The following is a 25,184-nucleotide window of genomic DNA, read 5'->3' on the forward strand; positions in this document are numbered from 1 at the left end:
GACTCAGCGAGGGGTGGCAAGGTAGGAGTGTGAACAGCCCTGCCACCCCGAGCGACAGCCCCGGCGACAAGCCGCATGTGCTGGTCGTCGACGACGACAAGGCCGTGCGTGAGTCGCTGCGCCGGTCGTTGGAGTTCAACGGCTACGTGGTCGCCCTGGCCGGCGACGGCGCCGAGGCGCTGGCCGGCATCGCCAACCACGACCCCGACGTGGTCGTGATGGACGTGATGATGCCCCGCCTCGACGGCATCGAGGCCACCAAGGCTCTCCGCGCCGCCGGCAACGACGTACCGATCCTGGTGCTGACCGCCCGCGACGCCGTCGGCGACCGTGTCGACGGCCTGGACGCCGGGGCCGACGACTACCTCACCAAGCCGTTCGCGCTCGAGGAGCTGCTGGCCCGGCTGCGCGCGCTGCTGCGCCGGGCGGCCCCGGTCGGCGAGGACGACGAGGAGACGCTGCACTTCGCCGACCTGTCCATGAACACCACCACCCGCGAGGTGACCCGCGGCGAGCGAGCCATCGAGCTCACCCGCACCGAGTTCACGCTCCTGGAGATGTTCCTGCGCCGGCCCCGCCGCGTACTCGATCGGTCCTTCATCCTCGAAGAGGTGTGGGGCTACGACTTCCCGACGACCGCCAACTCGCTCGAGGTCTACGTCGGCTATCTGCGCCGCAAGACCGAGGCCGAGGGTGAGGCCCGGCTGATCCACACCGTACGCGGCATCGGCTACGTCCTGAAGGAGCCGTGAGCAGCGCCGTGACCACGCCGGCAACCAGCTCGCGCTACCGGGGCTCTCTGGCGGGCCGGGTCACCCTGCTGACGACCCTTGCGGTCGCCGGCTCGATCGCGCTGATCGCGATCGGGCTCTACTTCGTCGTACGCATCCAGCTGCAGGCCAACATGGATGAGTCGCTGCTCAAGCGGGCCACCTCAGCCGCAGCCAACACCGCGTCGATCCAGGACGCACGAACAGGCGCGGCCTTCCCGACCTGGGTGCTCAACGCCGGCGACATCCAGGTCGCCGAAGTCGACGACTCGCACAACTACTGGTCGCCGACGCTCGGCACGTTCCCCCGGCCCGGTGTGCCGGAGGAGGCGGTGGCCAAGCGCGAGGCCAAGCAGTCGGTCCGTACGGTCTCCACCAAGGTCGGCGTCTTCCGCGTCGTCACCGTCCCGATCCCCGACAGCAACTCCGCGCTGATGCTGGCGCAGTCGCTGGGGCCGCAGCAGGAGATGTACAAGCGACTCGGGCTCGTCGTGCTCTTCTTCGGTGCAGCCGGTGTCGTCGCCGCGGCGTTCGCCGGTTGGATGGTGGCAGCGGGCGGGCTGCGGCCGGTGAGGCGGCTGACCGCGTCGGTCGACCGGATCGCGACGACCGAGGATCTCACCCCGCTCCCGGTCGAGGGGGATGACGAGATCGCCCGGCTGGCCACGTCGTTCAACCGGATGCTGTCTGCCGTCTCCGCCTCCCGGGACCGGCAGCGACAGCTGGTGGCGGACGCCTCGCACGAGCTGCGTACGCCCCTGACCTCGCTCCGCACCAACGTCGAGCTCCTCACCCAGGCCGACGCCTCGATCTCAGGCGAGCAGCGGGCCGAGCTGCTCGGCGACATCCGCGCCCAGATCGAGGAGCTCACCAACCTGATCGGCGACCTCGTCGAGCTGGCCCGCGATGCGCCGGCCGAGCCGACGCTGGAGACGGTGGACCTCTCCGAGGTGGTGGACCGGGCACTCTCTCGGGTGCGTCTGCGCGCACCGTCGGTGACCTTCACCGAGGAGATGGCGCCGTGGTGGGTCATGGGCGACGCCAGCTCGTTGGAGCGGGCGGTCACCAACCTGCTCGACAACGCCGCCAAGTGGTCCCCGGCATCGGGCACGGTGCACGTCTCGCTCCGCGATGGCGTGCTCAACGTCGACGACGAGGGGCCGGGCATCGCCGAGGCCGACATCCCGTACGTCTTCGACCGGTTCTACCGCTCCACCGAGGCCCGCTCGATGCCGGGGTCGGGGCTCGGCCTCGCTATCGTCCGGCAGGTCGCCGAGCGCACCGGCGGTTCGGTCTCCGCGGCCCGCTCCCCGCACGGTGGCGCACGGATGACCATGCGCCTGCCCGGCTCGACCTCACCCCGGCCGACCGAACCGCCCACGACCGTGTTGAACAATTGAGGGTTGAAGCATTGAGATACGCCGTACTGGCGCCCAGTCTGGTGGCGCTGCTCTCCCTCGCGGCCTGCGGCGCCGAGGAGCCCGCCGATCCGTCAGCGTCCGCCTCCGCATCGTCCCCGGAGCATGCCTCCAAGGAGACGTTCAACCCGTGCGACGGGCTCGACATCTCCCCCGTGGAGAAGGCCCTCGGCGCCCAGCTCCGCGTCGAGAAGGGCACCTCGGCGGCACCCCGCTGCGCGTTGCTTCCTGAGGAGTCGGGCGGGACTGCGTACGAACTGAACTACCTGCCCTTCAAGGGCACCCTCGCGGAGGCGTGGAAGACCATGGACGTGAAGTCCGGGGACGTCAGCGAGCCCGAGATCGAGGGGGCCGAGGACGCCCGGCTGGTCAAGCAGCAGGGCGTCAACTCGTACGCCGTCACCGGCTTCGTCCAGAGCGGCACCCTGATCCAGAGCTTCAACTCCGTCGACCTGGAGCCCTACGACGGCGACGCCATGGACCGTGCCGCCCAGGCCCTCCTCGAGCAGCTGAGCGCCAACGCGCCGTAGCCGGCTAGTGCTTCTTCGTCTCGCGCCAGGAGCGCTCGAAGGGGAGGCGCCAGGCGTGGGGGGCGATCAGCTGGTGGATCGAGTTGGGTCCCCAGGAGCCGGGAGCGTAGAGACGGACGGGCGGAGGGTTGTCGAGGAGCGGCTGGGAGATCTCCCAGAGCGTCTCGATGCCCTCGGCGGTGGTGAAGAGCGTGTGGTCGCCACGCATGGCGTCGTGGATGAGGCGTTCGTACGCCTCGAGGACGCCGGTCGAGGAGCTCGTCTCCTGGGTGGCGAACTGCATGGAGAGCTTCTCCAGCTTCATGCCCGGCCCGGGGCGCTTGCCGTAGAACGACAGCGACATCTTCGACTGGTCGGCGAGGTCGAAGGTGAGGTGGTCAGGACCCTGGGTGCCGGCGCCGGAGTTGGCCGGGAACATCGTCAGCGGCGGCTCCTTGAACGCGATCGAGATGATCCGCGCGCCCTCGGCCAGCTTCTTGCCGGTGCGCAGGAAGAACGGCACGCCCGCCCACCGCCAGTTGTCGATGATCACCTTCATCGCGATGAAGGTCTCGGTGTCGGAGTCGTCGGCGACCTCGTTCTTGCCGCGGTAGCCGGAGTATTGACCACGGACCACGTTGCGCGGGTCCAACGGCCGGATCGAGCGGAAGACCTTGTTCTTCTCCTCGCCGATCGGGTCAGGAGCAAGCGAGGTCGGCGGCTCCATCGCCATGAACGCCAGCACCTGCATCAGGTGGGTCACGACCATGTCGCGGTAGGCGCCGGTGCTCTCGTAGAACGCGGTGCGTCCCTCCAGGCCCAGCGTCTCGGGGATGTCGATCTGGACGTGGTCGATGAAGTTGCGGTTCCAGATCGGCTCGAAGAGACCGTTGGCGAACCGGAAGGCCAGGATGTTCTGCGCGGCCTCCTTGCCGAGGAAGTGGTCGATCCGGAAGATCTGCTCCTCGCTGAAGACCTCGTGGATCTTCGCGTTGAGCTCCTTGGCCGACTCGAGATCGGTGCCGAAGGGCTTCTCCATGATGATCCGGGCTCGCTCGACGAGGTCGGCCTCCTCGAGCTGACGGATCACGTCCTGAGCGGCCTTGGGCGGGACGCTGAGGTAGTGGAGGCGGCGCACGTCGCTGCCGAGCCCCTGGAGCTTCTTCTCGGCGAGCTTCACTGCGTCGGCGAGCGCGTGCGGGCCCTCCTTGGTCGAGACGTAGGAGAGCATCCCCCCGAACGCCGCCCAGCGCTCGTCGGTGATGTCGCCCTTGCCGAACTCCTCGCACGCCTCGCGAGCGAACTCGATGAACTGCTCGTCGGACAGATCCTCCAGTGACGTGCCGACGATCTGAGCATCCGTCATCAGCCCGGCCTCGTTGAGTCTGAGCAGGCCAGGCAGGAGTTTGCGGCGCGCCAAATCACCGGTCGCACCGAAGAGCACGATCACATGTGGCAGGGCTTTGTCATCGATGGTCGCCATGATGAGTCCACGGTAGTCCCCGTTTTATGAACGATCCAATAGACAACGGCCGCCGTCTCAACGTGTCGCCGTCTTTTCACCTGTTTGATCATCTGCCGAGGGAAGCGCGCACCCGATCGGCCTTCAACCGCGCCTCGGCGGCTTCCTCGGCGACGTCGGATCTGACCGTGATGCCGCCGCCCGTGCCGATCTTCCAGGTGCGGGTGTCGTGGGTCGTCAGGGTCCGGATGATGACGCCCAGATCGGCTGGTCCGTCGCCGGAGATCCAACCGAAAGCACCGGCGTACGCCGCCCTCGGCCCGCCCAGATCACGCTCGGCTCTCTCGATGACCTCCATCGTGCGCAGCTTGGGCGCACCGGTCATCGACCCTGCGGGGAAGAGCCTGCGCAGCGCCTCGATCGTGGTGACCTCGTCCCGCAGGCGGCCTCTGACCGTGCTGACCAGCTGGTGCACGCTCGGGTAGGACTCGACCCGCATCAGGCCGGGCACCTCCACCGTCCCCGGCTCGCAGACCATCGCCAGGTCGTTGCGGAGCAGGTCGGTGATCATCAGGTTCTCGCTGCGGAGCTTGGGATCGGTACGCAGCAACTCCGCGTTGGCGGCGTCCTCCGCATCGTTCGCGCCCCTCGGGGTCGTGCCCTTGATCGGTCTCGTCTCGATCACGCGGTCGGCGTCGATCAAGGCGTACCGCTCCGGGCTCGAGCTCAGCAGCCACGCCGCGTGGCCGGCCACGTCGTGCTGGAGGAACCCTGCGTACGGCGCGGGATTGATGCTTCTGAGCCGCAGGTAGGTCTCCACCGGGTCGGCCTCGGCGTGGACCGTGGTCCGGTAGGTCAGGTTCGCCTCGTAGGTGTCGCCGGCTCGGAGGGCCTCCTGGACCTGGTCGAAGGCGGCGCGGTACGCGGGCGGTGTGGGATACCCGGTCGACCGGGTATCCCTGGACCGGGTGGGCACTGAAACGCCCTTCAAGTCGATGGAGTGCCCGTCAGGTTCGTGTTCGATGACCGTCAGGTGAGACGGCCTCATCCAGACGGCATCCGGAACGTTGTCGGAGGGGACAGCGGGGAGATCGGGGCGGCAGGCGTACCCGAGGTAGCCGAACCACTGCTCCCCCGGGCCGACCTCGCGCTCCAGGACCTGCCAGATGTCGTCGCCGACGACCTCGGAGCGGCCGCGGGGGTGGCGCAGCACCTCGCGGCGGGCGGCCGAGTAGGTCAGCGAGACGTCGTCGTCCTCCAGCCAGCCGATCAGGGACCGCGTGCCGGACCACTCGCGCGCGCCACCGCCGTCGAGCCAGACGCAGCGCGGGTGGGCGGCGGCGACCTCGGCGAAGAGGTCCTCGACGCTCATCGTGGCCCCGGTCGGCCCAAGAAGTTCGCGACCATCGCCGCACCGTGCTCGGAGAGCACCGACTCCGGGTGGAACTGGACGCCCTCCAGCGGCAGCAGCCGATGACGTACACCCATCACGACCCCGTCCTCGGCACGGGCCGTCACCTCCAGGACATCGGGGACCGAGACGGCTGCCAGGGAGTGGTAGCGAACCGCCTCGAGCGGCGACGGGATGCCTGCGAAGACCCCTCGACCGTCATGAGTCACCCGAGCGACCTCACCGTGGGCGGGCTCGATCCGGTCGACGACACCGCCGTAGGCGGTCACCAGGCCCTGCATCCCCAGACAGACGCCGAGAACGGGCCGCCCCGCGTCAAGGAGTACGTCCCGCCCGACCGCGAAGTCCGCCGGATCGGCCGGGTGGCCGGGCCCGGGCGAGAGGACCACATGGGTGTAGCCGGCGAGGTCCCCGAGCTTCACCTCGTCGTGCTCCACGACGTCCGGAAGGACCCCGGTGACCTGCGCGATCATATGGACGAGGCTCCACACGTAGGAGTCGTGGTGGTCGACCACGACGACATCGCTCATTGGGCCAGCAGATCGCTGACGACGTCGTGGATGAGGTCGTAGCCGCGCTCGGTGAGAACCGACTCCGCGTGGAACTGGATGCCGGCGTAGTGCGGCCCGGAGATGGCGTGGATGTCACCGGACTCGGGATCGGCATCCACCGACACCCCCGCGGGCAGCTCCGTGGAGCCCACCCGTCCGACGAAGGTGTTGTAGAAGCCCACCCGCTCACGGCGCGGCCGCCCGCCGAACCCGAGACCCACACGGGTCTGGGTGCCCTGGAAGACGATGTCCTTGTAGTGCAGCCCGATCCCGAGCTGGTGGCACAGCGCCTGGTGGCCGAGGCAGACCGCCAGGAACGGCTGCTCGGTCTCGAGCAGCGACGCCACGGCGGCACGCAGCTTGGCCATCTTCGGATCAGTTCCGTCGCGCGGGTCACCCGGGCCGGGCCCGACGATGACGAGATCAGCCCCCGCGAAGGCACCGTCCTCGTAGTCCTCGTGCCGCACGACCGACGAGGTCATGCCGAGCACCCGGAGGACGTGGCGCAGCATGCGTACGAAATCGTCCTCGCCGTCCAGGATCACCGCGTGCTTCCCGGCGAGGTGGGCCGAGGGCTCCTCATCGCCCTGGTCGGTGAGCCAGAACGACGACAGCCGGCGGTTGCGGGCGGCCAGGGTCAGCAGTAGGTCCTCGTCGTTGACCAGCTCGGAGACGTCCTGGGCGAGCGCGGGCGCGGCCGGCACCAGCCCGAAGGCCGACAGGATCCCGCCGGCCTTGGCGTGCGTCTCGGCGACCTCGTACGTCGGGTCGGAGTCTCGCACCAGGGTCGCCCCGGCACTCACCTTCAGCTCCCCGCTCAGCGACACATCTGCGGTGCGGATCACGATCGGCGAATCGACCGTCGGGGCACCGGACTCGTCACGGCCGAGCAGCGCGAGGGCGGCGCCGTAGTAGCCACGGCCCTCCGGCTCGTACTTCTTGATCAGCCGGCACGCGTTCTCCACCGGCGAGCCGGTGACGGTGGCGGCGTACATCGTGTCGCGCAGGATCTCGCGCGGGTCGCGCGCCGAACGGCCGGCCAGCAGATACTCGGTGTGGATCAGCCGCGACATCGGCTTCAGGAACGGCCCGAGCACCTGGCCGCCCTGGTCGCAGATGTCGCACATCATCTTGAGCTCCTCGTCGACCACCATGAAGAGCTCGTAGACCTCCTTCTGATCCGTCAGGAAGTCGGTCAGCTGCCCCTTGAGGTCGTGGGCGATCTTCTCCGGGCTGCCCTCGAGGTCGCGCGGCAGCCGGAAAGTGCCGGAGATCGGGTTCATCCGGACGTCGCCGCCGTGGACGCTCACGTGCCGCTCCGGCGAAGCGCCGATGAGGTAGCGGTCGCCGGTGAAGAAGCAGTAGGTCCAGTAAGCCCCGCGCTCGCGCTCCAGAAGACGCCGCAGCACGGTGAGCGCGCGGTCGTGGTTCCAGTCGTCGAGCTGGGCCCGGTAGTGGCGGCCGATCACGAAGTTGGCGCCCTCGCCCTGGCCGATCTCGTCCTCGATCACGGTCTTGACCAGGTCGGCATAGGTGTCGTCGTCCACGTCGAACCCACCGCGGTCCACGAACTCCACAGGGACGTCGGGAAGCGCCTCGATCACCTCGGCGACGGAGAACTCCCACTCGCGCTCCACGTCGACGACCACCAGCGGGGTGCCGTCGTCGTGGGCCTCGAAGCCACGCTCGCTGACCTGCCGGAACGGCACCGCGAGCAGTCGGTCGGCCACCTTCCCCGGCTCCGGGGTGCCCTCCTCGAGAGGTACGTCGAGCAGCGACTCGACCACCGACCGGGTGCCCGCCAGCATGCCGACCGTGTCCCGGTCACCCGCCCGCGACGAGCGCCGGATGATCGCCCACGCCTCGTGCCCCGTGATCTCCTCGATCGCGGTCCGGGCGGGGCTGTTGGTCGTCATGGGATGAGCCTAATCCGCGCGCTTGCGGGTGACCCATTCGATTCGGATGGTGGGCCGTGCAACCCCGCGGTGCCCCGCATCCGTTGACAGTGCGTGAGACGTTCCCAAGACGCCGAATTCGAGGCCTTCGTACGCCGCCACCGAGCGCCGCTCGTCGGCACTGCCCGGCTGCTGACCGCCGGCGACGCCCACTTGGCCGAGGATCTGGTCCAGTCGACGCTGGTCAAGGTCTATCTGGCCTGGGGGCGAGCATCCCAGCACCCCGCTGCGTACGCTCGCCGCACCCTGGTCAACTGCCTGACCGACCACCGCAGGCGCCCGTTCTTCCGGCGGGAGCAGGGCTCGGTCACGCTGCCCGAGGCACCGGTCGAGGATCCGGCGATGGTCGATCCCGAGCTCGTCGCTGCGCTGGCCGAGCTGCCGCCCCGGCAACGCGCGGCCGTCGTGCTCCGCCATGTCCACGACCTCTCGGTCGAGGAGGTCGCCGATGCGCTCAACTGCTCGACCGGAACCGTGAAGTCCCAGACCGCACGCGGCCTGGACAAGCTCCGGGCGCTGCTCACCCCCACCCAACTGACAGGAGACTCCCGATGAACGACGTGACCGACCGCCTCGCCCGCCTGACCCCGTCCACCTCCGCCTCGGCGACCGAGGATGCCGCCGCCGACCTTCGCCGCGGCCACCGGGCGCTCTCCCGGCGCCGGATCAAGCGCGCCGCGATCGGTGGTGCCGCGCTGACCCTCGCGGTCGGCGGCGCCTTCGGCGGCATCGCACTGACCTCCGGCAACGAGGGCGCACCGACCGTCCAGGCCGCCGAGAACGTACGGCTGGTCGACTACGACGGCACCCAGATGCCCGGTTTCACTGTGGCGAAGGTGCCTGAGGGGTTCGTGCTGCAGGGATCCGACCCGTATGTCCTCGCCGTCGCCCGCCCCGAGGACAAGTCCTCGGTCAGTGACTTCCAGGACAAGATCGTGGTGATGCTCGAGTCGAGCTCGGCCGCGCCCGCGGACTCGACCAACACCTCCGTCTCCGGCCAGCCCGCATCGCTCGTCACCACCCCTGACGGCGCGACGGTGCTCAAGTACACCCACGGCGACTTCACCGTCGTCATCCAGATGTGGAACACCATCCACCTCACCGACGAGCAGCTCGTCGAGTTCGCCGAGGGTGTCGAGGTCACCGCCGACGCCAAGCCGTCCGTCGGCTGACCCTCCTCCCGACGCCCACCCGCGTAGCTAGGCTTCGCGGGTGGGCGTCAACGATCTGAGCAACGACGAGTTCGAACGGCTCTACGGGCCTTGGGCGCCGCGCACACCGGCCGACGTGGCCGCCCTCTTCGAGGGCTATCCCGGCACCTGGTGGGTCGCGGGCGGTTGGGCGATCGAGGCGTTCACCGGCGTACGTCGTGAGCACGAGGACACCGACACCTGTGTGCTCCGCAGCGATCTCGCCGTGCTGCGCAAGCATCTGGCGGGGCGCTTCGACGTATGGGCCGCAGGCACCACGGCGCTGCGTCCGCTACTCCCGGACGACGATCCCGACGGCGCCGCGGACGATGTCCTCTGGGAGACCGAGGGTCAGGTCTGGACCCGGCGGAGCGCTCAGGATCCGTGGGAGTACGACCTGCTGCTCAACCCGGGCACCGCCGGTGAGTGGGTCTATCGGCGTGAGGAGTCGATCCGGATGCCGATGTCCGAGGCGGTCTGGGAGCGCGACGGGATCCGCTATCTCCAGCCCGAGATCCAGCTCCTCTACAAGGCCCCAGGGCTCCGCTCGAAGGACCAGCTCGACTTCGACAACACCGTGCCGCTGCTCGACGACCGCCGGCGTCGCTGGCTGCAGCGCGCGCTCGAGCAGACCTTGCCCGACCACCCCTGGATCACAGCCCTATAGCCCTCGCCGAGTCGGCGCGTTCTGACGCGCCGACTCGGCAATGGGTCGTCAGGAGACGGTGGTCAGCAGCTGGGTCGCACGGGTCAGGACGACGTAGAGCGTGGCGCGGCCGGTGGCCGACTCGAGCTCGATCTCGTCGGGGCTGACCACGACGATGCCGTCGAACTCGAGGCCCTTGGTGTCCAGGCCGGTGAGGACGACGATGCGGTCCTCACCGGACGGCACCGACGTCGGGTCGGCGGAGGAGGCTGCGGCGCTGGGCGCGTCGTCGGCGAACTCCGACCAGGACGCGAGCCAGGCGTTGACCTCGGAGCGGCGCGCGACCGGGACCACGATGCCGACGGTGCCGCCGACCTTCGATGCGATCTCGCCGACCGCGTCCCGGGTGGCCTTCTCCAGGTCGACCGTGTGCTCGATGACCCGCGGCTCGACTCCGGTGGAGCGGACCGCGGTCGGCAGGTCGGCGTTGAGCCCGACCCGCTCGGCATAGGCGGCCGCGAAGTCGTAGATCTCGGCCGAGTTGCGGTAGTTCGTCGATAGGTGGAACGCGTGGACCGGCTTGCCCTCGAGCGCCTTGGCCCGGGCTGCGTCGGCCTCCTCCGCCACCGGCCACGACGACTGGGCGGGGTCGCCGACGATGGTCCACGAGGCCGTACGTCCCCGGCGACCGACCATCCGCCACTGCATCGGCGTCAGGTCCTGCGCCTCGTCGATGAGGATGTGGGCGAACGGGTCGTCGTCGATCCGGTACGTCGGCGGGCGCCAGCCACGGCCCGAGGAGAACTCGCGGTCGGAGGCGGTCATCAGCTCGGCGATGTCGATGCCGCTCTGGTCGGCGTCGCGCTCGTCGGCGACCTGCTCGGGGATGTCGCCGATCGCGTAGCGGAGCTCGTCGAGCAGCGGAATGTCCTCGATGGCCAGGTCGGCGTCGGTCAGGCCACGGCCAGCCCACGACTTGAGGAGCAGCTGCTGCTCGTCGTGCGTCAGGATTCCCTCGGAGACGCGAGCGAGGAACTCCGGCTCGCGGAGCCAGCCGAGCACCTCGCGCGCCTCCAGCGCCGGCCACCAGGCGGCGGCGAACTCGAGGAAGGCGGGGTTGTCGAGCATCTCGTCGTTGAAGACCTCGCGACCGCGCTCGCGACCGCGCTCACCGCGTACCTGCCGCCAGAGGATGTCGAGAAGCATCTGAGGTACGCGACGCAGCTGCTGGTTGCGCCGGCCCTGGCTCATCAGCTGACGCCGCAGCTCACCGAGCCGCTTGCCGTCCAGGCGCAGCGAGTCGTCGCGGTAGAAGACCTTGAACTCGCGCGGGGAGCCCGGCGCCTGCTGGCGCGAGGCGCGACGCAGCACCTCGGCCATCCGGACCGAGCCCTTCACGTCGGCGACGGCGGGGTCGTTGTGCCAGGTCGCGCGTACGCCGTCGACGACCTCGCCCAGCGAACGCAGCGCCACCGCGGTCTCGCCGAGGCTCGGCAGGACGCGCTCGATGTAGCGCATGAAGACGCCCGACGGGCCGACGATGAGCACGCCACCGGACTCGTAGCGGCGACGCTCGGTGTAGAGCAGGTAGGCGGCCCGGTGGAGAGCCACCACGGTCTTGCCCACGCCCGGACCACCGGAGATCGTCGTGACGCCCTTGCCCGGCGCACGGATGGCCTTGTCCTGCTCTGCCTGGATGGTCGCGACGATGGAGTGCATCGTGCGGTCGCGGGCACGGCTGAGCTGAGCGATCAGCGCGCCCTCACCGACGATCGGCAGGTCGGCACCGGAGCGCTCCAGCGCCTCGGCGTCGAGCAGCTCGTCCTCGACACCAATCACGCTCTGCCCCTCGGACCGGAGCACCCGCCGCCGGATCACCGACCGCGGCTCGACCGCCGTGGCCTGGTAGAACACCGCGGCCGCCGGCGCCCGCCAGTCGATCAGCAGCGAGTCACGCTCGGCGTCGCGCAGACCGATGCGGCCGACGTAGCGCGGCTCCGAGTCGACCGACGGGTCGAGGTCGAGGCGGCCGAAGACCAGCCCCTCGTGGGCAGCGTCGAGCTGCGCGATGCGTCGCGCCGCCTGGAAGGCGAACGCGTCGCGCTCCACCAGACCGCCCTCATGCCCCAGGGCCCCACGTTCGCGGCCCTCGTTGGCCAGCTCGTGCGCAGCGCGCGCCGACTCCCCCAGCTGGAGGTAGACACGATCTACGAACCCCTGCTCCTGAGCGATCTCGCGCTCAGCCAGCTTGTCGTTCAACTGGATGTTCCCCCGTCACAAAGATCCACACCCGCCGTGCGCCCCCCATGGCGCACGGCAAGGAGGTAACTCTACCCCCGACGTGGTGTTATGCGGGCAGCGGTGCCACCAAACGGCTACCGCTTGCGAGACAGGAACGCGGTCATCGCCTCGCGGGCCTCGTCGGAGCCGAAGAGGCGGGCGGAGAGGGCTGCCATCTCCTCGCCGCCGGCGTCGATGTGCTCGACCAGGCCGCGGACCATGAGGCGCTTGGTCTCGCGCAGCCCCTGGGGGGAGCCCTCGAGCAGGGAGGACGTGATGGCGGCGACCTCGTCGTCGAGCGAGGCGGCGGGGACGGCGGCGGTCAGGATGCCGATGCGGGCTGCCTCGGCGGCGTCGAACTTGTCGCCGGTGAGGAAGTAGCGGGAGGCTGCGCGGGCGTCGATCCGGGGCAGGATCGAGAGGGAGATCGCGGCGGGGGCCAGGCCGAGCCGGACCTCGGTGAGCGCGAACGAGACGGTGTCGGCGGCGATCGCGATGTCGGCGGCGGCGACGAGCCCGAGACCGCCGGCGCGCACGGGTCCCTGGACCTTCGCCACAACGGGCTTGGTCAGGGCGACGATGGTGCGCTGGAGACGTACGATCCCGCGGGTGCCCTCCTCCATCGGCACCGTCGCGGCCTCGGAGAGGTCGGCGCCCGAGCAGAAGACGGTGCCCGTGGCCTGGAGCACGACCGCCTTGACGGAGGCGTCCTTGTCGGCGGCGTGCAGCGCCTCGAACAGCTCGGTGACCAGCTGGCGGGAGAGCGCGTTGCGGTTGGCCGGCGAGTCGAGGGTGATGGTGGCGACACCCTCGACGACGTCGAGGTGGACGAGCTCTGCGTTGGTTTCAGGCGACACAGTCATGGGGCAGACCTTACGGTGCTTGACTGGAGGGGTGGACGCGGTCCTCGATGCATTTTCCGCCATCCCCCGGGAGGGCTTCCTCCCGCCCGAGGAGCGTGACTTCGCGCGCTTCGACGAGCCGCTTCCGATCGGCCACGGGCAGACCAACTCGCAGCCGCGGACGGTGGCCGACATGCTCCGTCTTCTCGAGGTCGCACCGGGCGACAAGGTGCTCGACGTCGGCTCCGGGTCGGGCTGGACCACCGCGCTGCTCGCCCACCTGACCGGTCCGGAGGGCAGCGTCATCGGAGTCGAGCTGGAACCGTCCCTGGTCAGGTTCGGCCGCCGCAACCTGGCGGCGACCGACCAGCCGTGGGCCCGCATCGAGAAGGCGAAGCCCGGGGTCCTCGGGTGGCCGCGGCAGGCTGCGTACGATCGCATCCTCGTCTCCGCCGAGGCCGAGGCTCTGCCGCGCGAGCTGATGGGCCAGCTCGCCGCACCCGGCCGGATGGTGGTCCCGGTCGCCGGGCTGATGATGCTGGTGGAGCGGAACGCGACGGGCACGTCGCGACTGAGCAGCCACGGTTGGTATCGCTTCGTGCCGCTGCGGAGGAAGCCCTAAGGCGTACGCCGCTTCGGCTCGTCCTCGTCGGGATGCGGCACCGCGCGCAGCTGGCCGGGCGGCACCGGGGGCGGTGGCTTGGTCGGCGGCAGCGGCCGGCTGAACTCGTCGTGGCGACGGATCCGCCTCGCGGTCTTGCGGAGCCAGGAGGGGTCCATGACGATCTCGTGGGTGTCGCCGTCGGGGCCGTCGAACGTGACCGCGACCGTCTCGAAGCCCTTGTGACGCTGCATGAGGGCATAGCTCGCGTAGGCGCGACGGTCGGCCTCGGTCAGCTCGACCTCGTCGGTGAAGAGGGTGAGCAGCGCTCGCGGCCACAGGTGACGCGCGTAGACGACGTTGACCTCGATCGAGATCACCACCATCAGCGCCGCGACGTAGAGGAAGGCGACGAGACCGAGGACCAGCGCGAAGGTCTGGTTCATGCCGCGAGTGGCGGCGAGCACGTGCTGGACGAACTCCGCGCCGAAGTACTGCAGCACCTGCCACAGCAGCGCGAACGTGAACGCCCCCGGGAGGGCGTGCCCGAGGGCGTGATCCCGCGTGGTGGCCATCCGGAAGACGACGCAGAGCATGCCGGTGACGATCACGACGGTGCCGAGGATCACCAGCCAGTAGCCGACATCGACCGCCTTGAACCCGAGGAAGTCGGTGCGGCTCAGCACCAGCGACAGCGTGGTCACCGAGAGGATGGCCAGACCGCCGGCGGCGAGCATGAGCAGCGCCCGCACCCTCAGCAGGATCGGGTTGGGGCGGCTGTTGCGCGGCACGGACCATGCGGTGTTGACCGCGTTCTGCAGCGAGAGGCCCAGGCCGAGCGCACCGTAGAGGGCCGTGATACCACCGATGACGATCGCGCCGGTCGACCCGGTGAGCTCCTTGCGGCCGAGCTGGTCACCGATGATCGGGAACTGCGCCAGCGCCGTGTCGAGCACCGCCTCCTGCAGGCTCGGGTTGCCCTCCAGCACGAAACCGAGGATCGAGGAGGCCAGCAGCAGGAGCGGGAAGACCGCCACGAAGGCGTAGTAGGTGATGATCGCGGCGAGGTTGTTGCCCTGGTCCTCGTAGAACTTGTAGACGACACCGAGCGGGAACGCGACCGGCGGAAACCGGCGCTGAGCCCGATCCATTGCCGTCGCCGCTCCAGCCATAAGGGTCAGGCTAACCCCTGTGCGACCCGATAGATTGAACGTCGGTCAGGTCAGCAGGCCAGCACACTCGAGGAGATGACCCACCAGATGTCGAACTTCGGCCCGCCGCCCGGGCCGCCGCCAGGCGCACCGCAGGACCCCACTCGTGGACCGGGCGAGCAGCCCCAGGCCCCGCCGTGGGCACAGCAGTCGTACGTCCCCACCGGCCCGCCGCTGGCGACCTGGGGTCGCCGGGCCAGCGGTGCGCTGATCGACGCGGCGCTGCTGGTGCCGTTCTATCTCGTCGCCGGCGTGGGAGGTGGGTTGTCGCAGGAGTCCGGCTTCTTCGTCACCATCTTCGGCCTCCTGGTCACCCTGGTCGGCTGGCTGGGGTTCATCGGCTTCGCCGTCTGGAACCACGTCCTCAAGCAGGGTCGCACCGGCTACACCATCGGCAAGGGCGTCGTCGGGATCAAGCTGGTCCGCAAAGAGTCACAGGCGACGACCGGCGTCCCGATGGCGCTGGGCCGGCAACTGCTTCACGTCCTCGACGCGTTCTGCTTCATCGGCTACCTGTGGCCGCTGTGGGACGACAAGCGGCAGACCTTCGCCGACAAGATCGTCGCGACGCTGGTCCTGGTGGAGCCTCGGCCTCAGACGTGACGGGCTCAGGCGTGTGCGCTGACATTTACGTTGAGATGTGGCCATACTCGGCGCATGTCTAACTACGGCCCGCCTCCTGGCGCCCCGCAGGACCCCTCCGGCCAGCCCCTGCCGCCGACGCCGCCGCCCGCCCCGGCCTACGGTCAGCCCAGCGCTCCGCCGCCGCCTCCCGCGCCGGGCTACGGCGCTCCTGCCGCTCCCGGCTACGGCGCCGCCCCGGCCGGCTACGGCTATGGCGCCCCGACCCCGCCGTACGCCTCCTGGGGTGCGCGCGCGGGTGCCTTCATCATCGACGGACTCGTCGGCGCGGTGGCGATGATCCCGTTCTGGATCGGCTACGGCCTGCTCATCGGCGGAGCCGCCGCGGGTGGCACCTCGGAGTACGACCCGAACACCGGCATGTACACGCCCGCCGGCGAGCCCAACGGGGCGCTCATGGCCATCGGTGGGCTCCTCATGTTCATCGGCTTCCTCGTGTCTCTCGCCTTCCTGTTCTGGAACTACGGCCTGAAGCAGGGCAAGACCGGCTACTCGATCGGCAAGGGCGTCCTCGGGATCAAGGTCGTCAAGGAGGCCGACGGCCAGGTCCTCGGCACCTGGTTCTCGATCGGCCGCTTCTTCGTCCACTACCTCGACCAGCTCGCCTGCTACATCGGCTACCTGTGGCCGCTGTGGGACGACAAGCGTCAGACCTTCGCCGACAAGATCCTCAGCACCATCGTGATCATCGAGCCGAAGAAGTAGAGACAGACGTACGCAGCAGGGCCGGTCGCTCACGCGACCGGCCCTGTACTCATTCGCCGTGGTCAGTAGGACTTCGGGAGTCCCAGGGTGTGCATGGCGATGTAGTTGAGGATCATCTCCCGGCTGACCGGGGCGATCCGGCCCAGACGGGCAGCGACGAGCTGGTTGGCCAGGCCGTACTCGACCGTCAGGCCGTTGCCGCCGTGGGTGTGGACCGCCGCATCGGTGGCGTTGCAGGCGACCTCGCCGGCGGCGTACTTGGCCATGTTGGCGTACTCCCCGGCACCGGCGTCGTCGCCGGCGTCGTAGAGCGCGGCGGCCTTCTGCCACAGCAGGCGAGCCTGCTCCAGCTCGATCTTGACCTTCGCGAGCGGGTGCGCGATGCCCTGGTGGGAGCCGATCGGGGCGTCCTTCCAGACCGACCGCGACCCGGCGTACTCGACCGCCTTGCCGAGCGCGTAGCGCGCCATCCCGCAGGAGAGGGCGGCGCCCATGATGCGCTCGGGGTTGAGGCCGGCGAAGAGCTGCCAGATGCCGCCGTCCTCGTCGCCGACGAGCGCGTCGGCAGAGAGACGTACGTCGTCGATGAAGAGGGTGAACTGCTTCTCCGGCGCCTCCCAGGCCATCGGGATGACCTGCTTGGTGAAGCCCTCGGAGTCGGTCGGAACCACGAAGAGCGCGGGCTTGAGTTTGCCGGTCTTGGCGTCTTCGGTGCGGGCGACGATGAGGACCGAGTCGGCCTCGTCGACACCGGAGATGAAGGTCTTCTGCCCGTTCAGCACCCAGCTGTCGCCGTCCCGCTTGGCGGTGGTGGTGATCTTGTGGGAGTTGGAGCCGGCGTCGGCCTCGGTGATCCCGAAGGCCATCAGCAGGCTCCCGTCCGCGATGGCAGGAAGCCAGCGCTTCTTCTGCTCGTCGGTGCCGCAGCGGCCGATGATGCTGCCGCAGATCGCCGGGCTGACGACCATCATCAGCAGCGGAGCGCCGGCGGTCGCGGCCTCCTCGAGCACGGCGGCCAGGTCGCTCATGCCACCGCCACCACCGCCGTACTCCTCGGCGATGTTGACGCCGAGGAACCCGTTGCGGCCCATCTCGAGCCACATCTCGGTCATCTTGCCGCCCTCGCGGGCCTGCTTGGCGACGAAGTCGTGGCCGTACTTGCCGGCCAGCTTCGCCACGGCCTCCCGCAGCGCGGTCCGCTCCTCGGGCTCAGTGAACGCAGTCATGATGTCTCCTCCTCTACGACGGCGAGCACCTCGCCGGCGGCGACCTGGGTTCCTGGTTTGACGTTGATCTGAGCGAGTACGCCGTCGGTGGGCGCGGTCACCGTGTGCTGCATCTTCATCGCCTCCAGGACCAGCAGCGGCTGGCCTTCTGTGACGTTGCTTCCGGCTTCGGCGAGCACGCTGATGACCGATCCCGGCATCGGCGCCAGCAGGCTTCCGGGCTGGGTCTGGCTCGCGGGGTCGGTGAACCTCGGACGCTTCCGCAGCGCGGTGTGGCCGAACGAGGAGTCGATGTCGATCCGGTCGCCGGTGACGGCGATCTCGTACGTCGTGCGCAGGCCGTCCCTTTCGAGTACAACCCGGTCCTGACCTGCATCGATGACCTCGAAGCCGTCGATGCGGTAGCCGTCGCGCGTGCCGTACCACTCCACGACGAGACCATCCTCGGAATCATCCTCGAAGACCGTCCGCTGCGGCTGGCTCGTGACGTTGCGCCAGGCGACCGGGAGCCCCGGGCGACGGGTCGCCTCGGCCAGCGCGGCCGTCGCGGCGACGGCGGCACCGGGGTCGTCGACCGTTGAAAGAAAATTTTCTTTCGCGAGCAGAGCGGTGGTGACCTCGCCGCTGCGGAACGCATCGGACCCGAGGATCCCGATCAGCTGCTCCCGGTTGGTCACCAGGCCATGGATCTTGGCCGTACGCAGCACCCCGACGAGCCGCCGGATCGCCGCGTCGCGCGTGGGGGCGTGCACGATCACCTTCGCCAGCATCGCGTCGTAGAAGGTGCTGACCTCCGAGCCCGACGTATAGCCGGCGTCGATCCGGGCATCACCGGGGAACTCGAGCGTCGTCAACGCTCCCGACTGCGGCTGATAGTCCGCTGCCGGGTCCTCGGCGTAGAGCCGCACCTCCACCGCATGCCCGCTGGTTGAGCCGCCGGAGCCGCTAGGCGAAGGCGTGTCGAAACCAACACCTTCAGCCACCGCGATCTGCAGCTCCACCAGATCCACCCCATGAACCAGCTCGGTCACCGGGTGCTCGACCTGCAGGCGCGTGTTCATCTCCAGGAACCAGAACCGCTCCGACGTGGCGTCGTAGAGGAACTCGACGGTCCCGGCACCGCGGTAGTCGATCGCCGCGGCAGCGTTCCGGGCGGCCTCGTGGAGCGCCGACCGGACCGCATCGGGCAACAGCGGAGCCGGGGACTCCTCGACGACCTTCTGGTGGCGACGCTGCACCGAGCAGTCGCGCTCACCGAAGACCGCGACGTTCCCGGTGCCGTCGCCGACGACCTGGACCTCGACGTGGCGGCCGGCCTCGACGTACGGCTCGACGAAGACGGTCCCGTCCCCGAAGGCGGACGCGGCCTCGGCCTCGGCCTTGGCGATCTCGGCGCCGAGAGCGTCGATTGAGCGGACGATCCGCATCCCGCGCCCGCCCCCGCCCGCGGAGGCCTTGACCAGCAGCGGAAGGTCGGACTCGACTGGTGAAGCCGGCGCCTCCAGGACCGGGACCCCGGCGGCAGCCATGATCTTCTTGGCCTCGATCTTGGAGCCCATCTGCTCGATCGACTCGGGCGCGGGCCCGATCCAGACCAGACCAGCGGCCTCGACGGCGCGGGCGAAGTCGGCGTTCTCCGACAGGAACCCGTAACCCGGGTGGATCGCGTCCGCACCGGCCACCTTCGCCGCCTCGATGACGAGGTCGGCGCGGAGGTAGGTCTCGGCGGGGGCGTTGCCGGGGAGACGTACGGCATGGTCCGCCTCCGCCACGAACGGCAGGTCCGCGTCGGCGTCGGAGTGCACCGCGACGGTCTCGATGCCGAGCTTGCGCGCGGTGCGGAAGACACGCGAGGCGATCTCGGCGCGGTTGGCGACCAGGATTCGACTGATGGTCATGGCACTCACATCCTGAAGACGCCGAAGTTCATGGCGCCTTCGATCGGTCGGGTGGCGATGGCGGAGAGACAGAGGCCGAGGACGGTCCGGGTGTCGCGCGGGTCGATGACCCCGTCGTCATAGCCGAGGCCGGAGAGGAACATCGGCAGCGACTGCTCCTCGACCATCCCCTCGACCATCTCCTTGACGCCCTTGAACCCGTCGGCGTCGAAGACCTCGCCCTTCTTCTCCGCGGACTCGCGGGCGACGATCTCCATCACGCCGGCGAGCTGGGCCGGCCCCATCACCGCGGACTTGGCAGAAGGCCACGTGAACAGGAAGCGGGGGTCGTACGCACGCCCGTTCATGCCGTAGTTGCCGGCGCCGTAGCTCGCGCCCATGATCACGGTCAGATGCGGGACGGTGGAGTTGGAGACCGCGTTGATCATCAGGGCGCCGTGCTTGATGATGCCGCCCTGCTCGTACTCCGTGCCGACCATGTAGCCGGTGGTGTTGTGCAGGAACAGCAGCGGAGTGTCCTTCTGGTTGGCGAGCTGGATGAACTGCGCCGCCTTCTGCGCCTCCTCGCTCATCAGTACGCCGCGGGCGTTGGCGAGGATGCCGATCTCGTAGCCGTGCAACCGCGCCCAGCCGACGCAGAGGCTCGGTCCATAGAGGGGCTTGAACTCGTCGAACGCGACCTCGTTGTCAGGCCCGGTCCCATCCACGATCCGCAGGATCGCCTCGCGCGGGTCGAAGGGCTCCTTGAGATCGGTCGGGATCAGGTCGAGCAGGCCGTCGGGGTCGAGCTCGGGCTCGTAGCTCGCCTTCGGCTGCGGACCGTGCTTGCGCCAGTTGAGCCTGGCCACGACGCGTCGCGCCTGCCGGATGGCGTCGTGCTCGTCGACGGCGAGGAAGTCGGAGGAGCCGGAGATGCGCGAGTGCATCTCGGCGCCGCCCAGCGACTCGTCGTCGGTGTCCTCGCCGGTGGCCATCTTCACCAGCGGCGGGCCGGCCAGGAAGACCTTCGCGCCCTCCTTGACCATGATCACGTAGTCGCTCATGCCGGGGACGTACGCACCACCGGCCGTGGAGTTGCCGAAGACCACCGAGATGGTCGGCTGCTTGCGGGCGGAGGCGCGGGTGAGGTCGCGGAACCCCTTGCCGCCCGGGATGAAGATGTCCTTCTGGGTCGGCAGGTCGGCGCCGCCGGACTCGGTCAGGTTGATCGTCGGGAGACCGTTCTTCTCCGCGATCTCGGCCGCGCGGAAGGAGCGCTTGAGGGAGTAGGGGTTGAGCGCGCCACCCTTCACCGTCGGGTCGTTGGCGACGATCATGCACTCGACGCCCTCGACCACACCGATGCCGGTGATCATCGAGCCACCGACCGGGAAGTCGCTGCCCCAGCCGATCAGTGGCTGGGTCTCCAGGAACGGGCTGCCCTCGTCCAGGAGCAGCTCGATCCGCTCGCGGGCGAGGAGCTTGCCGCGGGCCTTGTGGCGGGCGACGTACTTCTCGCCGCCTCCGGCCGCCGCCTTGGCGTGTTCGGCGTCGAGCGCCTCGATCTTCTCGAGGAGGGCCTCTCTGTTTCCGGTCATCGGTCCAGTCCCAACAGCTTGGCGGCCAGGTCCGTCATCACTTCGGTGGCTCCTCCTCCGATCGGCAGGATCCGGGCGTCGCGGTAGTGCCGCTCGACCTCGGTCCCGTGCATGTATCCCGTCCCGCCGTGAAGCTGGACGGCCTGGTCGACGACCCAGGTGCAGGCCTCGACCGCTGTCTGCTTGGCCAGCGCCGCCTCGGCGATCGTGGCCTGGGTCGACCCCTCGCGGTCGTAGCGCGCGACCACGGCGTGGGTGTAGGCCTTGGCCACCTCGACCTGCCGGTGCATCTCGACCAGCTTGTGGCGTACGACCTGACGCTTGATCAGGGGCTCACCGAAGGTCTCGCGCTGGCGGCAGAAGTCGGCGGTGAGCGCCAGGCAGCGGGCGGCGGTGCCGTAGCCCTGCACGGCCAGCGCGATCCGCTCTGTCACGAACGCCTCGGCGATGTAGATGAAGCCGGCGTTCTCGTCTCCGACAAGGTTGGCGGCGGGGACGCGTACGTCCTCGAAGGCGAGCTCCGCGGTGTCGGAGCAGTGCCAGCCCATCTTGGCGAGCTTGCGCGTGACCGTGAATCCGGGGGTGTCCTTGTCGATCACCAGCAGGCTGATGCCGCCGGCGCCCGGGCCGCCGGTGCGGACCGCGGTGGTGACGAAGTCGGCGCGTACGCCGCTGGTGATGAACGTCTTGGCGCCGTTGACCACGAACTCGTCGCCGTCGCGGACCGCGGTGGTGCGCAGGTGGGAGACGTCGGAGCCGCCGTCGGGCTCGGTGATGGCGAGGCTGCCGATCTTCTCGCCGGCCAGCGTGGGCTTCACGTAGGTGTCGATGAGGTGCGGCGAGCCGTGCTTGGCGATGTGCGGCAGCGCGATCCCATGGGTGAACAGGCCCGCGAGCAGGCCGGAGGAGGCGCCCTCGGACATCATCCCCTCGGTCACCGCGACCGTGTCGGCCAGTCCGCCGCCCTCGCCGCCGGCCTCCTCGGGGAACCCGATCCCGAGCAGGCCCTGCTTGGCGGCGGCCTTGTGGACCTCCCGAGGAATCTCCTGGTTGTCCTCCCAAACCTGTAGGTCAGGGAAGACCTCACGGCGGACGAACTCGGCGCCCAGCTGGAACAGATCCTCGCTCACAGAAGTCCCTCCGGAATGTCTACAAATCGGCTTCGGGCCCACTCGCCCAGGCCCTTCGCCTGCGGGTCGAAACGGGTGGACGCCGCCACTCCTTCGCCCAGCAGGTCGTGGATCACGATGTTGACGCCACGCAGGTGAGGCAGCCGCGTGATGTCGATGGTCAGCTCTTCGGCCTCCGGCAACAGCTGCCGCACCCACCCCTGATCGACGGTGCGCAACAGCCACTCGACGGCAGCGTCCGGCCGTCCCTGCGGCACCCAGAGCCCGAGGTTGGCGTCGCCGCCCTTGTCCCCCGAGCGCGCATAGACCAGATCGCCGAGCGGCACAGAACGGAGCGAACCGACAGGCACGCCGAATGCCGGGGACGCGAACGTCTGCGGGCGCTGCGGCGACGCCTCGGCATACGCCAAGGGAGCCGGAACCTCGTAGGTCGAGCCGTCGGGGAGGTGGACGGTCTCCGGAGCGCGGTCGCGCCGGACGTACGCAGGCTTGTAGATCCCGAACGGAGACGGCCGTCCCGGGGGCGCGGTGACGTGGAAGCCCGGGTAGGTGGCGAGCGCCAGCTCGATGGCCGGAGCCGTCAACGCGCGGCCGACCGCGTCGGCGTCCGCCGCCCGCGCGGAGAGCCGCAGGATGCAGGCGGCTCCCTCCTCGGTCGGCGAATCGGGCGCGGGGATGCGGTAGGTCGACCAGGTGTAGTCCGGTCCGATCGGGAGCTCGGCGTCGAGCTGGTCACGCAGCCAGGTCGCCTTGGCGTCGATGTCGGGACCGGTGAGCACGAACTCGACGGAGTTGCGGTAGCCCCCGAGCGAGTTGACCGCGACCTTGAGGGTCGCCGGCGGCGGGGTGCCCGTCACACCCGTGATCGCGACCCGGTCGATCCCGACCTCCTCCAGACGGATCGAGGTCAGGTCGGTGGTGACGTCGGGACCGAGGTAGAGCGGACCCTGGATCTCGTAGAGCAGCTGCGCGGTGACCGTGTCGACCGTGACCGTGCCGCCGGTCTCGTCCTGCTTGGTGATGATCGAGGAGCCGTCGACGGCGATCTCGGCGACCGGGAAGCCCAGCGGACGCGCCCGAGCCTGCGGCGACATGGTCATGAACCCGGAGAAGTTGCCGCCGGTGGCCTGGGTGCCGCACTCGATCACGTGCCCGGCGACCACGGCGCCGGCGAGCTCGTCGTAGGAGTCGCGCTTCCAGCCGTGGTGGGCGATCGCCGGACCGACGACGACCGATGCGTCGGTCACCCGGCCGGTGACGACGATGTCGGCCCCGGAATCGAGCGCGTGCGCGATCCCGAAGGCACCGAGATAGGCGTTGGCGGTCAGGGCGTCGGGGTGGGAGTCGAGCCGGCCGCGAAGGTCGTCGCCGTCGACATAGGCAACCTTGGCGCTCGTCCCCAGCGCCTCGATCGCCTTCGCCAGACCTGCTGGGTTGAGGCCACCGGCGTTGGAGACGATCTTGACGTCTCGCTGCAGAGCGAGGTCGAGGCTGTCGGCGACCTGACGCAGGAAGGTCTTGGCGTAGCCCGTCGTCGGGTCCTTGAGGGCGTCCTTGCCGAGGATGAGCATGGTGAGCTCGGCGAGGTAGTCGCCGGTGAGCACGTCGAGCCGACCGCCCTCGAGCATGTCGCGCATCGCCGAGAACCGGTCGCCGTAGAAACCGGAGCAGTTGCCGATCGTGATCATCGCGCGTCCCCTTCCGGTGCCCGTCCCGAGCCCGCGGGTCCGGCGAACGCCTGGGCGATGCTCAGCCACTTCTCGGCGTCGTCCCCGGTCGCCTCCAGCGCGGTGTCGTCGCGGTGGATGCGCTGGGTGACGAGACGCGCGAAGTCGTACGCCGGGCCTCGGACGCTCTGCGCCGCATCCGCAGGTCCCCACTCCCAGACCTCACCGGACGGCGCGGTGAGCTCGATCCGGAACGGGGAGCTCGGCGGGGTCAGGCCGTGCACCCCGTAGGAGAAGTCGCGGGTGCGGGTGCCGAGGTGGCAGACGTGCTTGATGCGGTCGCTGGGCTCGTAGGTCAGACCGAGCGCCTCACGTACGTCCAGCCCGTGGGCCCAGGTCTCCATGAACCGCGCGGTCGCCATCGAGGCCGGCGACATCGGTGGCCCGAACCAGGGCAGCTTCTGCCCGTCCGGGACGTTCGCGAGCGCTCCAGCGAGCTCGCCGCGTACGCCGTCCCAGTGCTCCAACAGGTCCGTCGCCGGCATCGTGGCCAGCGCCAGCGCGGCCTCGTCGACATAGCCCTCGGGGTTCTTGAGCGCCTCGGTGACCAGCTCGTCCCAGGCGGTCGCGTCACCTGCCACCCACTCAGTCGCGGCGAGCGCGGCCTCGTCGGTCCAGGCCAGGTGGGCGATCTGGGCAGCGACGTCCCAGCCCGCGGCCGGCGTCGGCTCGCGCCAGCCCGCCTCGCTCAGGCCGGCCACCACCTGGCGCAGCTCGAACCCCTCCATGGAGAGGTCCTCGAGAAGTTCATCCAGCAGGCTCATCGCAGCTCTCTTTCCAGGACCTCGGCCCAGTGATCGAGGATCCGCTCGCGTCGGGCGGCGTCGTCGGTAATCGTGTCAGCCAGAGCCAGGCCGCGGACGAGATCGAGGGTGGCCTGCACGAGCTCGCGCACCCCAGGCTTCGACTCGTCCACGTCGAGCAGCTCGACCGTGGCCCTGTGGAGCTCGCGGCCGATGCGCTGCTCGAGCGGACCCACCGCCGCGGCCAGCTGCTCGTCGGTGCGGGCCGCGACCCACAGCTCCAGGGCCGCGGCGAAGACCGGGGAGGTGACCTGCTCGGCGAGCATGGCGAGCACGTGCCGCGTACGCTGCCCGCCCTCCGGCAGCGCCCCGGCGGCCTCCTTAAGCGCCTCGCCGCGGGCTTCGGTGATGTGCTCGACCGCCGCCACGACCAGGTCGTTCTTGGCCGGGAAGTGGTGCAGCTGCGCCCCGCGGGAGACCCCGGCACGCTGGGAGACGAGCGTGGTAGAGGTGCCGGCGAAACCGCGCTCGGCCAGCAGCTCGACGGTGGCGTCGAGGAGGCGGGCCCGCATCGCGCGGGTGCGCTGCTCCTGAGGGATCCGGGTGGCCTGGCTCACAGGCACGCACTCTGCCGCGCCAGAAACAAACAGTCAACCCTGACTGTATATTTCTGAGACGACGATGCGACAG

The 25,184-nt window shown here is 69.6% G+C and carries 23 protein-coding genes; 9 read left to right on the top strand and 14 right to left on the bottom strand.

Annotated features, from left to right (window positions below; all coding sequences use genetic code 11):
- Positions 1 to 77: 77 nt before the first annotated feature.
- From OH802_RS02825 to OH802_RS02835, 3 genes are read left to right on the top strand one after another with little or no spacing between them, the layout of a single operon-like run.
- Entirely contained in the window at positions 78 to 752 is a 675-nt protein-coding gene (locus tag OH802_RS02825) for a response regulator transcription factor (protein ID WP_355230943.1), read from the top strand.
- Positions 749 to 2,170, top strand: a complete 1,422-nt coding sequence (locus tag OH802_RS02830) for an ATP-binding protein (protein ID WP_406024903.1) — start codon at positions 749 to 751, stop codon at positions 2,168 to 2,170. The genes OH802_RS02825 and OH802_RS02830 overlap by 4 nt, the downstream gene beginning before the upstream one ends.
- 11 nt (positions 2,171 to 2,181) lie before the next feature.
- The gene (locus OH802_RS02835) at positions 2,182 to 2,718 is read left to right on the top strand and encodes a hypothetical protein (protein ID WP_406024905.1); all 537 of its coding nucleotides are present in this window, start codon (positions 2,182 to 2,184) and stop codon (positions 2,716 to 2,718) included.
- Between the two features lie 4 nt (positions 2,719 to 2,722).
- Here the strand turns inward: OH802_RS02835 and zwf are convergent, their stop codons facing one another.
- From zwf to OH802_RS02855, 4 genes are all read right to left on the bottom strand, one after another.
- Positions 2,723 to 4,180: a glucose-6-phosphate dehydrogenase gene (gene zwf / locus OH802_RS02840; RefSeq protein WP_160025843.1), complete on the bottom strand. Its 1,458-nt coding sequence runs from the start codon at positions 4,178 to 4,180 to the stop codon at positions 2,723 to 2,725.
- An 88-nt stretch (positions 4,181 to 4,268) separates the two neighbouring features.
- Positions 4,269 to 5,531 (bottom strand): anthranilate synthase component I family protein, encoded by a 1,263-nt coding sequence (locus OH802_RS02845; RefSeq protein WP_406024907.1) that lies wholly within the window; start codon positions 5,529 to 5,531, stop codon positions 4,269 to 4,271.
- The gene (locus OH802_RS02850; protein WP_406024909.1) at positions 5,528 to 6,100 is read right to left on the bottom strand and encodes an anthranilate synthase component II; all 573 of its coding nucleotides are present in this window, start codon (positions 6,098 to 6,100) and stop codon (positions 5,528 to 5,530) included. Before OH802_RS02850 ends, OH802_RS02845 begins: the two co-directional genes overlap by 4 nt.
- Positions 6,097 to 8,037 carry an anthranilate synthase family protein gene (locus OH802_RS02855; RefSeq protein ID WP_406024911.1) on the bottom strand — a complete coding sequence of 647 codons (1,941 nt, stop codon included), beginning with the start codon at positions 8,035 to 8,037 and terminating at the stop codon, positions 6,097 to 6,099. Before OH802_RS02855 ends, OH802_RS02850 begins: the two co-directional genes overlap by 4 nt.
- 93 nt (positions 8,038 to 8,130) lie before the next feature.
- Here OH802_RS02855 and OH802_RS02860 point away from each other — a divergent pair, with 93 nt between their 5' ends.
- The 3 genes from OH802_RS02860 to OH802_RS02870 are packed head-to-tail and all read left to right on the top strand — an operon-like array spanning position 8,131 to position 9,933.
- Entirely contained in the window at positions 8,131 to 8,631 is a 501-nt protein-coding gene (locus tag OH802_RS02860) for a SigE family RNA polymerase sigma factor (protein ID WP_406024913.1), read from the top strand.
- Positions 8,628 to 9,248, top strand: a complete 621-nt coding sequence (locus OH802_RS02865) for a hypothetical protein (RefSeq protein ID WP_406024915.1) — start codon at positions 8,628 to 8,630, stop codon at positions 9,246 to 9,248. The genes OH802_RS02860 and OH802_RS02865 overlap by 4 nt, the downstream gene beginning before the upstream one ends.
- Positions 9,249 to 9,288: 40 nt before the next feature.
- A complete protein-coding gene (locus tag OH802_RS02870) occupies positions 9,289 to 9,933 on the top strand; it encodes a hypothetical protein (protein WP_406024917.1) in 645 nt (214 codons plus the stop codon).
- A gap of 48 nt (positions 9,934 to 9,981) precedes the next feature.
- Here OH802_RS02870 and OH802_RS02875 read toward each other — a convergent pair whose 3' ends face one another.
- The gene (locus tag OH802_RS02875) at positions 9,982 to 12,171 is read right to left on the bottom strand and encodes a HelD family protein (RefSeq protein ID WP_406024919.1); all 2,190 of its coding nucleotides are present in this window, start codon (positions 12,169 to 12,171) and stop codon (positions 9,982 to 9,984) included.
- A gap of 116 nt (positions 12,172 to 12,287) precedes the next feature.
- The gene (locus tag OH802_RS02880) at positions 12,288 to 13,055 is read right to left on the bottom strand and encodes an enoyl-CoA hydratase family protein (protein ID WP_406024921.1); all 768 of its coding nucleotides are present in this window, start codon (positions 13,053 to 13,055) and stop codon (positions 12,288 to 12,290) included.
- Positions 13,056 to 13,074: 19 nt separating this feature from the next.
- Here OH802_RS02880 and OH802_RS02885 point away from each other — a divergent pair, with 19 nt between their 5' ends.
- The gene (locus OH802_RS02885; RefSeq protein WP_406024923.1) at positions 13,075 to 13,656 is read left to right on the top strand and encodes a protein-L-isoaspartate O-methyltransferase family protein; all 582 of its coding nucleotides are present in this window, start codon (positions 13,075 to 13,077) and stop codon (positions 13,654 to 13,656) included.
- Here the strand turns inward: OH802_RS02885 and OH802_RS02890 are convergent.
- Entirely contained in the window at positions 13,653 to 14,786 is a 1,134-nt protein-coding gene (locus OH802_RS02890; RefSeq protein WP_406024925.1) for a YihY/virulence factor BrkB family protein, read from the bottom strand. The genes OH802_RS02885 and OH802_RS02890 overlap by 4 nt on opposite strands.
- Before the next feature lie 96 nt (positions 14,787 to 14,882).
- Here OH802_RS02890 and OH802_RS02895 point away from each other — a divergent pair, with 96 nt between their 5' ends.
- Together OH802_RS02895 and OH802_RS02900 are read left to right on the top strand one after the other, a co-directional pair.
- A complete protein-coding gene (locus OH802_RS02895) occupies positions 14,883 to 15,449 on the top strand; it encodes an RDD family protein (protein ID WP_406024927.1) in 567 nt (188 codons plus the stop codon).
- A 54-nt stretch (positions 15,450 to 15,503) separates the two neighbouring features.
- Positions 15,504 to 16,193 (top strand): RDD family protein, encoded by a 690-nt coding sequence (locus OH802_RS02900; RefSeq protein ID WP_406024929.1) that lies wholly within the window; start codon positions 15,504 to 15,506, stop codon positions 16,191 to 16,193.
- Between the two features lie 62 nt (positions 16,194 to 16,255).
- Here OH802_RS02900 and OH802_RS02905 read toward each other — a convergent pair whose 3' ends face one another.
- Genes OH802_RS02905 through OH802_RS02935 form a run of 7 tightly spaced genes read right to left on the bottom strand, consistent with a single transcriptional unit; the run spans position 16,256 to position 25,111 of the window.
- Positions 16,256 to 17,419: an acyl-CoA dehydrogenase family protein gene (locus OH802_RS02905; RefSeq protein ID WP_406024931.1), complete on the bottom strand. Its 1,164-nt coding sequence runs from the start codon at positions 17,417 to 17,419 to the stop codon at positions 16,256 to 16,258.
- Positions 17,416 to 19,317: a biotin carboxylase N-terminal domain-containing protein gene (locus tag OH802_RS02910; protein WP_406024933.1), complete on the bottom strand. Its 1,902-nt coding sequence runs from the start codon at positions 19,315 to 19,317 to the stop codon at positions 17,416 to 17,418. Before OH802_RS02910 ends, OH802_RS02905 begins: the two co-directional genes overlap by 4 nt.
- 5 nt (positions 19,318 to 19,322) lie before the next feature.
- Positions 19,323 to 20,894 carry an acyl-CoA carboxylase subunit beta gene (locus OH802_RS02915; protein WP_406024935.1) on the bottom strand — a complete coding sequence of 524 codons (1,572 nt, stop codon included), beginning with the start codon at positions 20,892 to 20,894 and terminating at the stop codon, positions 19,323 to 19,325.
- Positions 20,891 to 22,024, bottom strand: coding sequence for an acyl-CoA dehydrogenase family protein (locus tag OH802_RS02920; protein ID WP_355230934.1), 1,134 nt, complete (start codon positions 22,022 to 22,024; stop codon positions 20,891 to 20,893). The genes OH802_RS02915 and OH802_RS02920 overlap by 4 nt, the downstream gene beginning before the upstream one ends.
- Positions 22,021 to 23,712, bottom strand: coding sequence for an acyclic terpene utilization AtuA family protein (locus tag OH802_RS02925; RefSeq protein ID WP_406024937.1), 1,692 nt, complete (start codon positions 23,710 to 23,712; stop codon positions 22,021 to 22,023). The genes OH802_RS02920 and OH802_RS02925 overlap by 4 nt, the downstream gene beginning before the upstream one ends.
- On the bottom strand, positions 23,709 to 24,515 hold the full coding sequence (locus OH802_RS02930; RefSeq protein ID WP_406024939.1) for a TIGR03084 family metal-binding protein: 807 nt from the start codon (positions 24,513 to 24,515) through the stop codon (positions 23,709 to 23,711). The genes OH802_RS02925 and OH802_RS02930 overlap by 4 nt, the downstream gene beginning before the upstream one ends.
- Positions 24,512 to 25,111, bottom strand: coding sequence for a TetR/AcrR family transcriptional regulator (locus OH802_RS02935; RefSeq protein ID WP_406024941.1), 600 nt, complete (start codon positions 25,109 to 25,111; stop codon positions 24,512 to 24,514). Before OH802_RS02935 ends, OH802_RS02930 begins: the two co-directional genes overlap by 4 nt.
- Positions 25,112 to 25,184: the final 73 nt, after the last annotated feature.

It is taken from the genome of Nocardioides sp. NBC_00850, from assembly GCF_045207335.1.
Taxonomy (GTDB): domain Bacteria; phylum Actinomycetota; class Actinomycetes; order Propionibacteriales; family Nocardioidaceae; genus Nocardioides.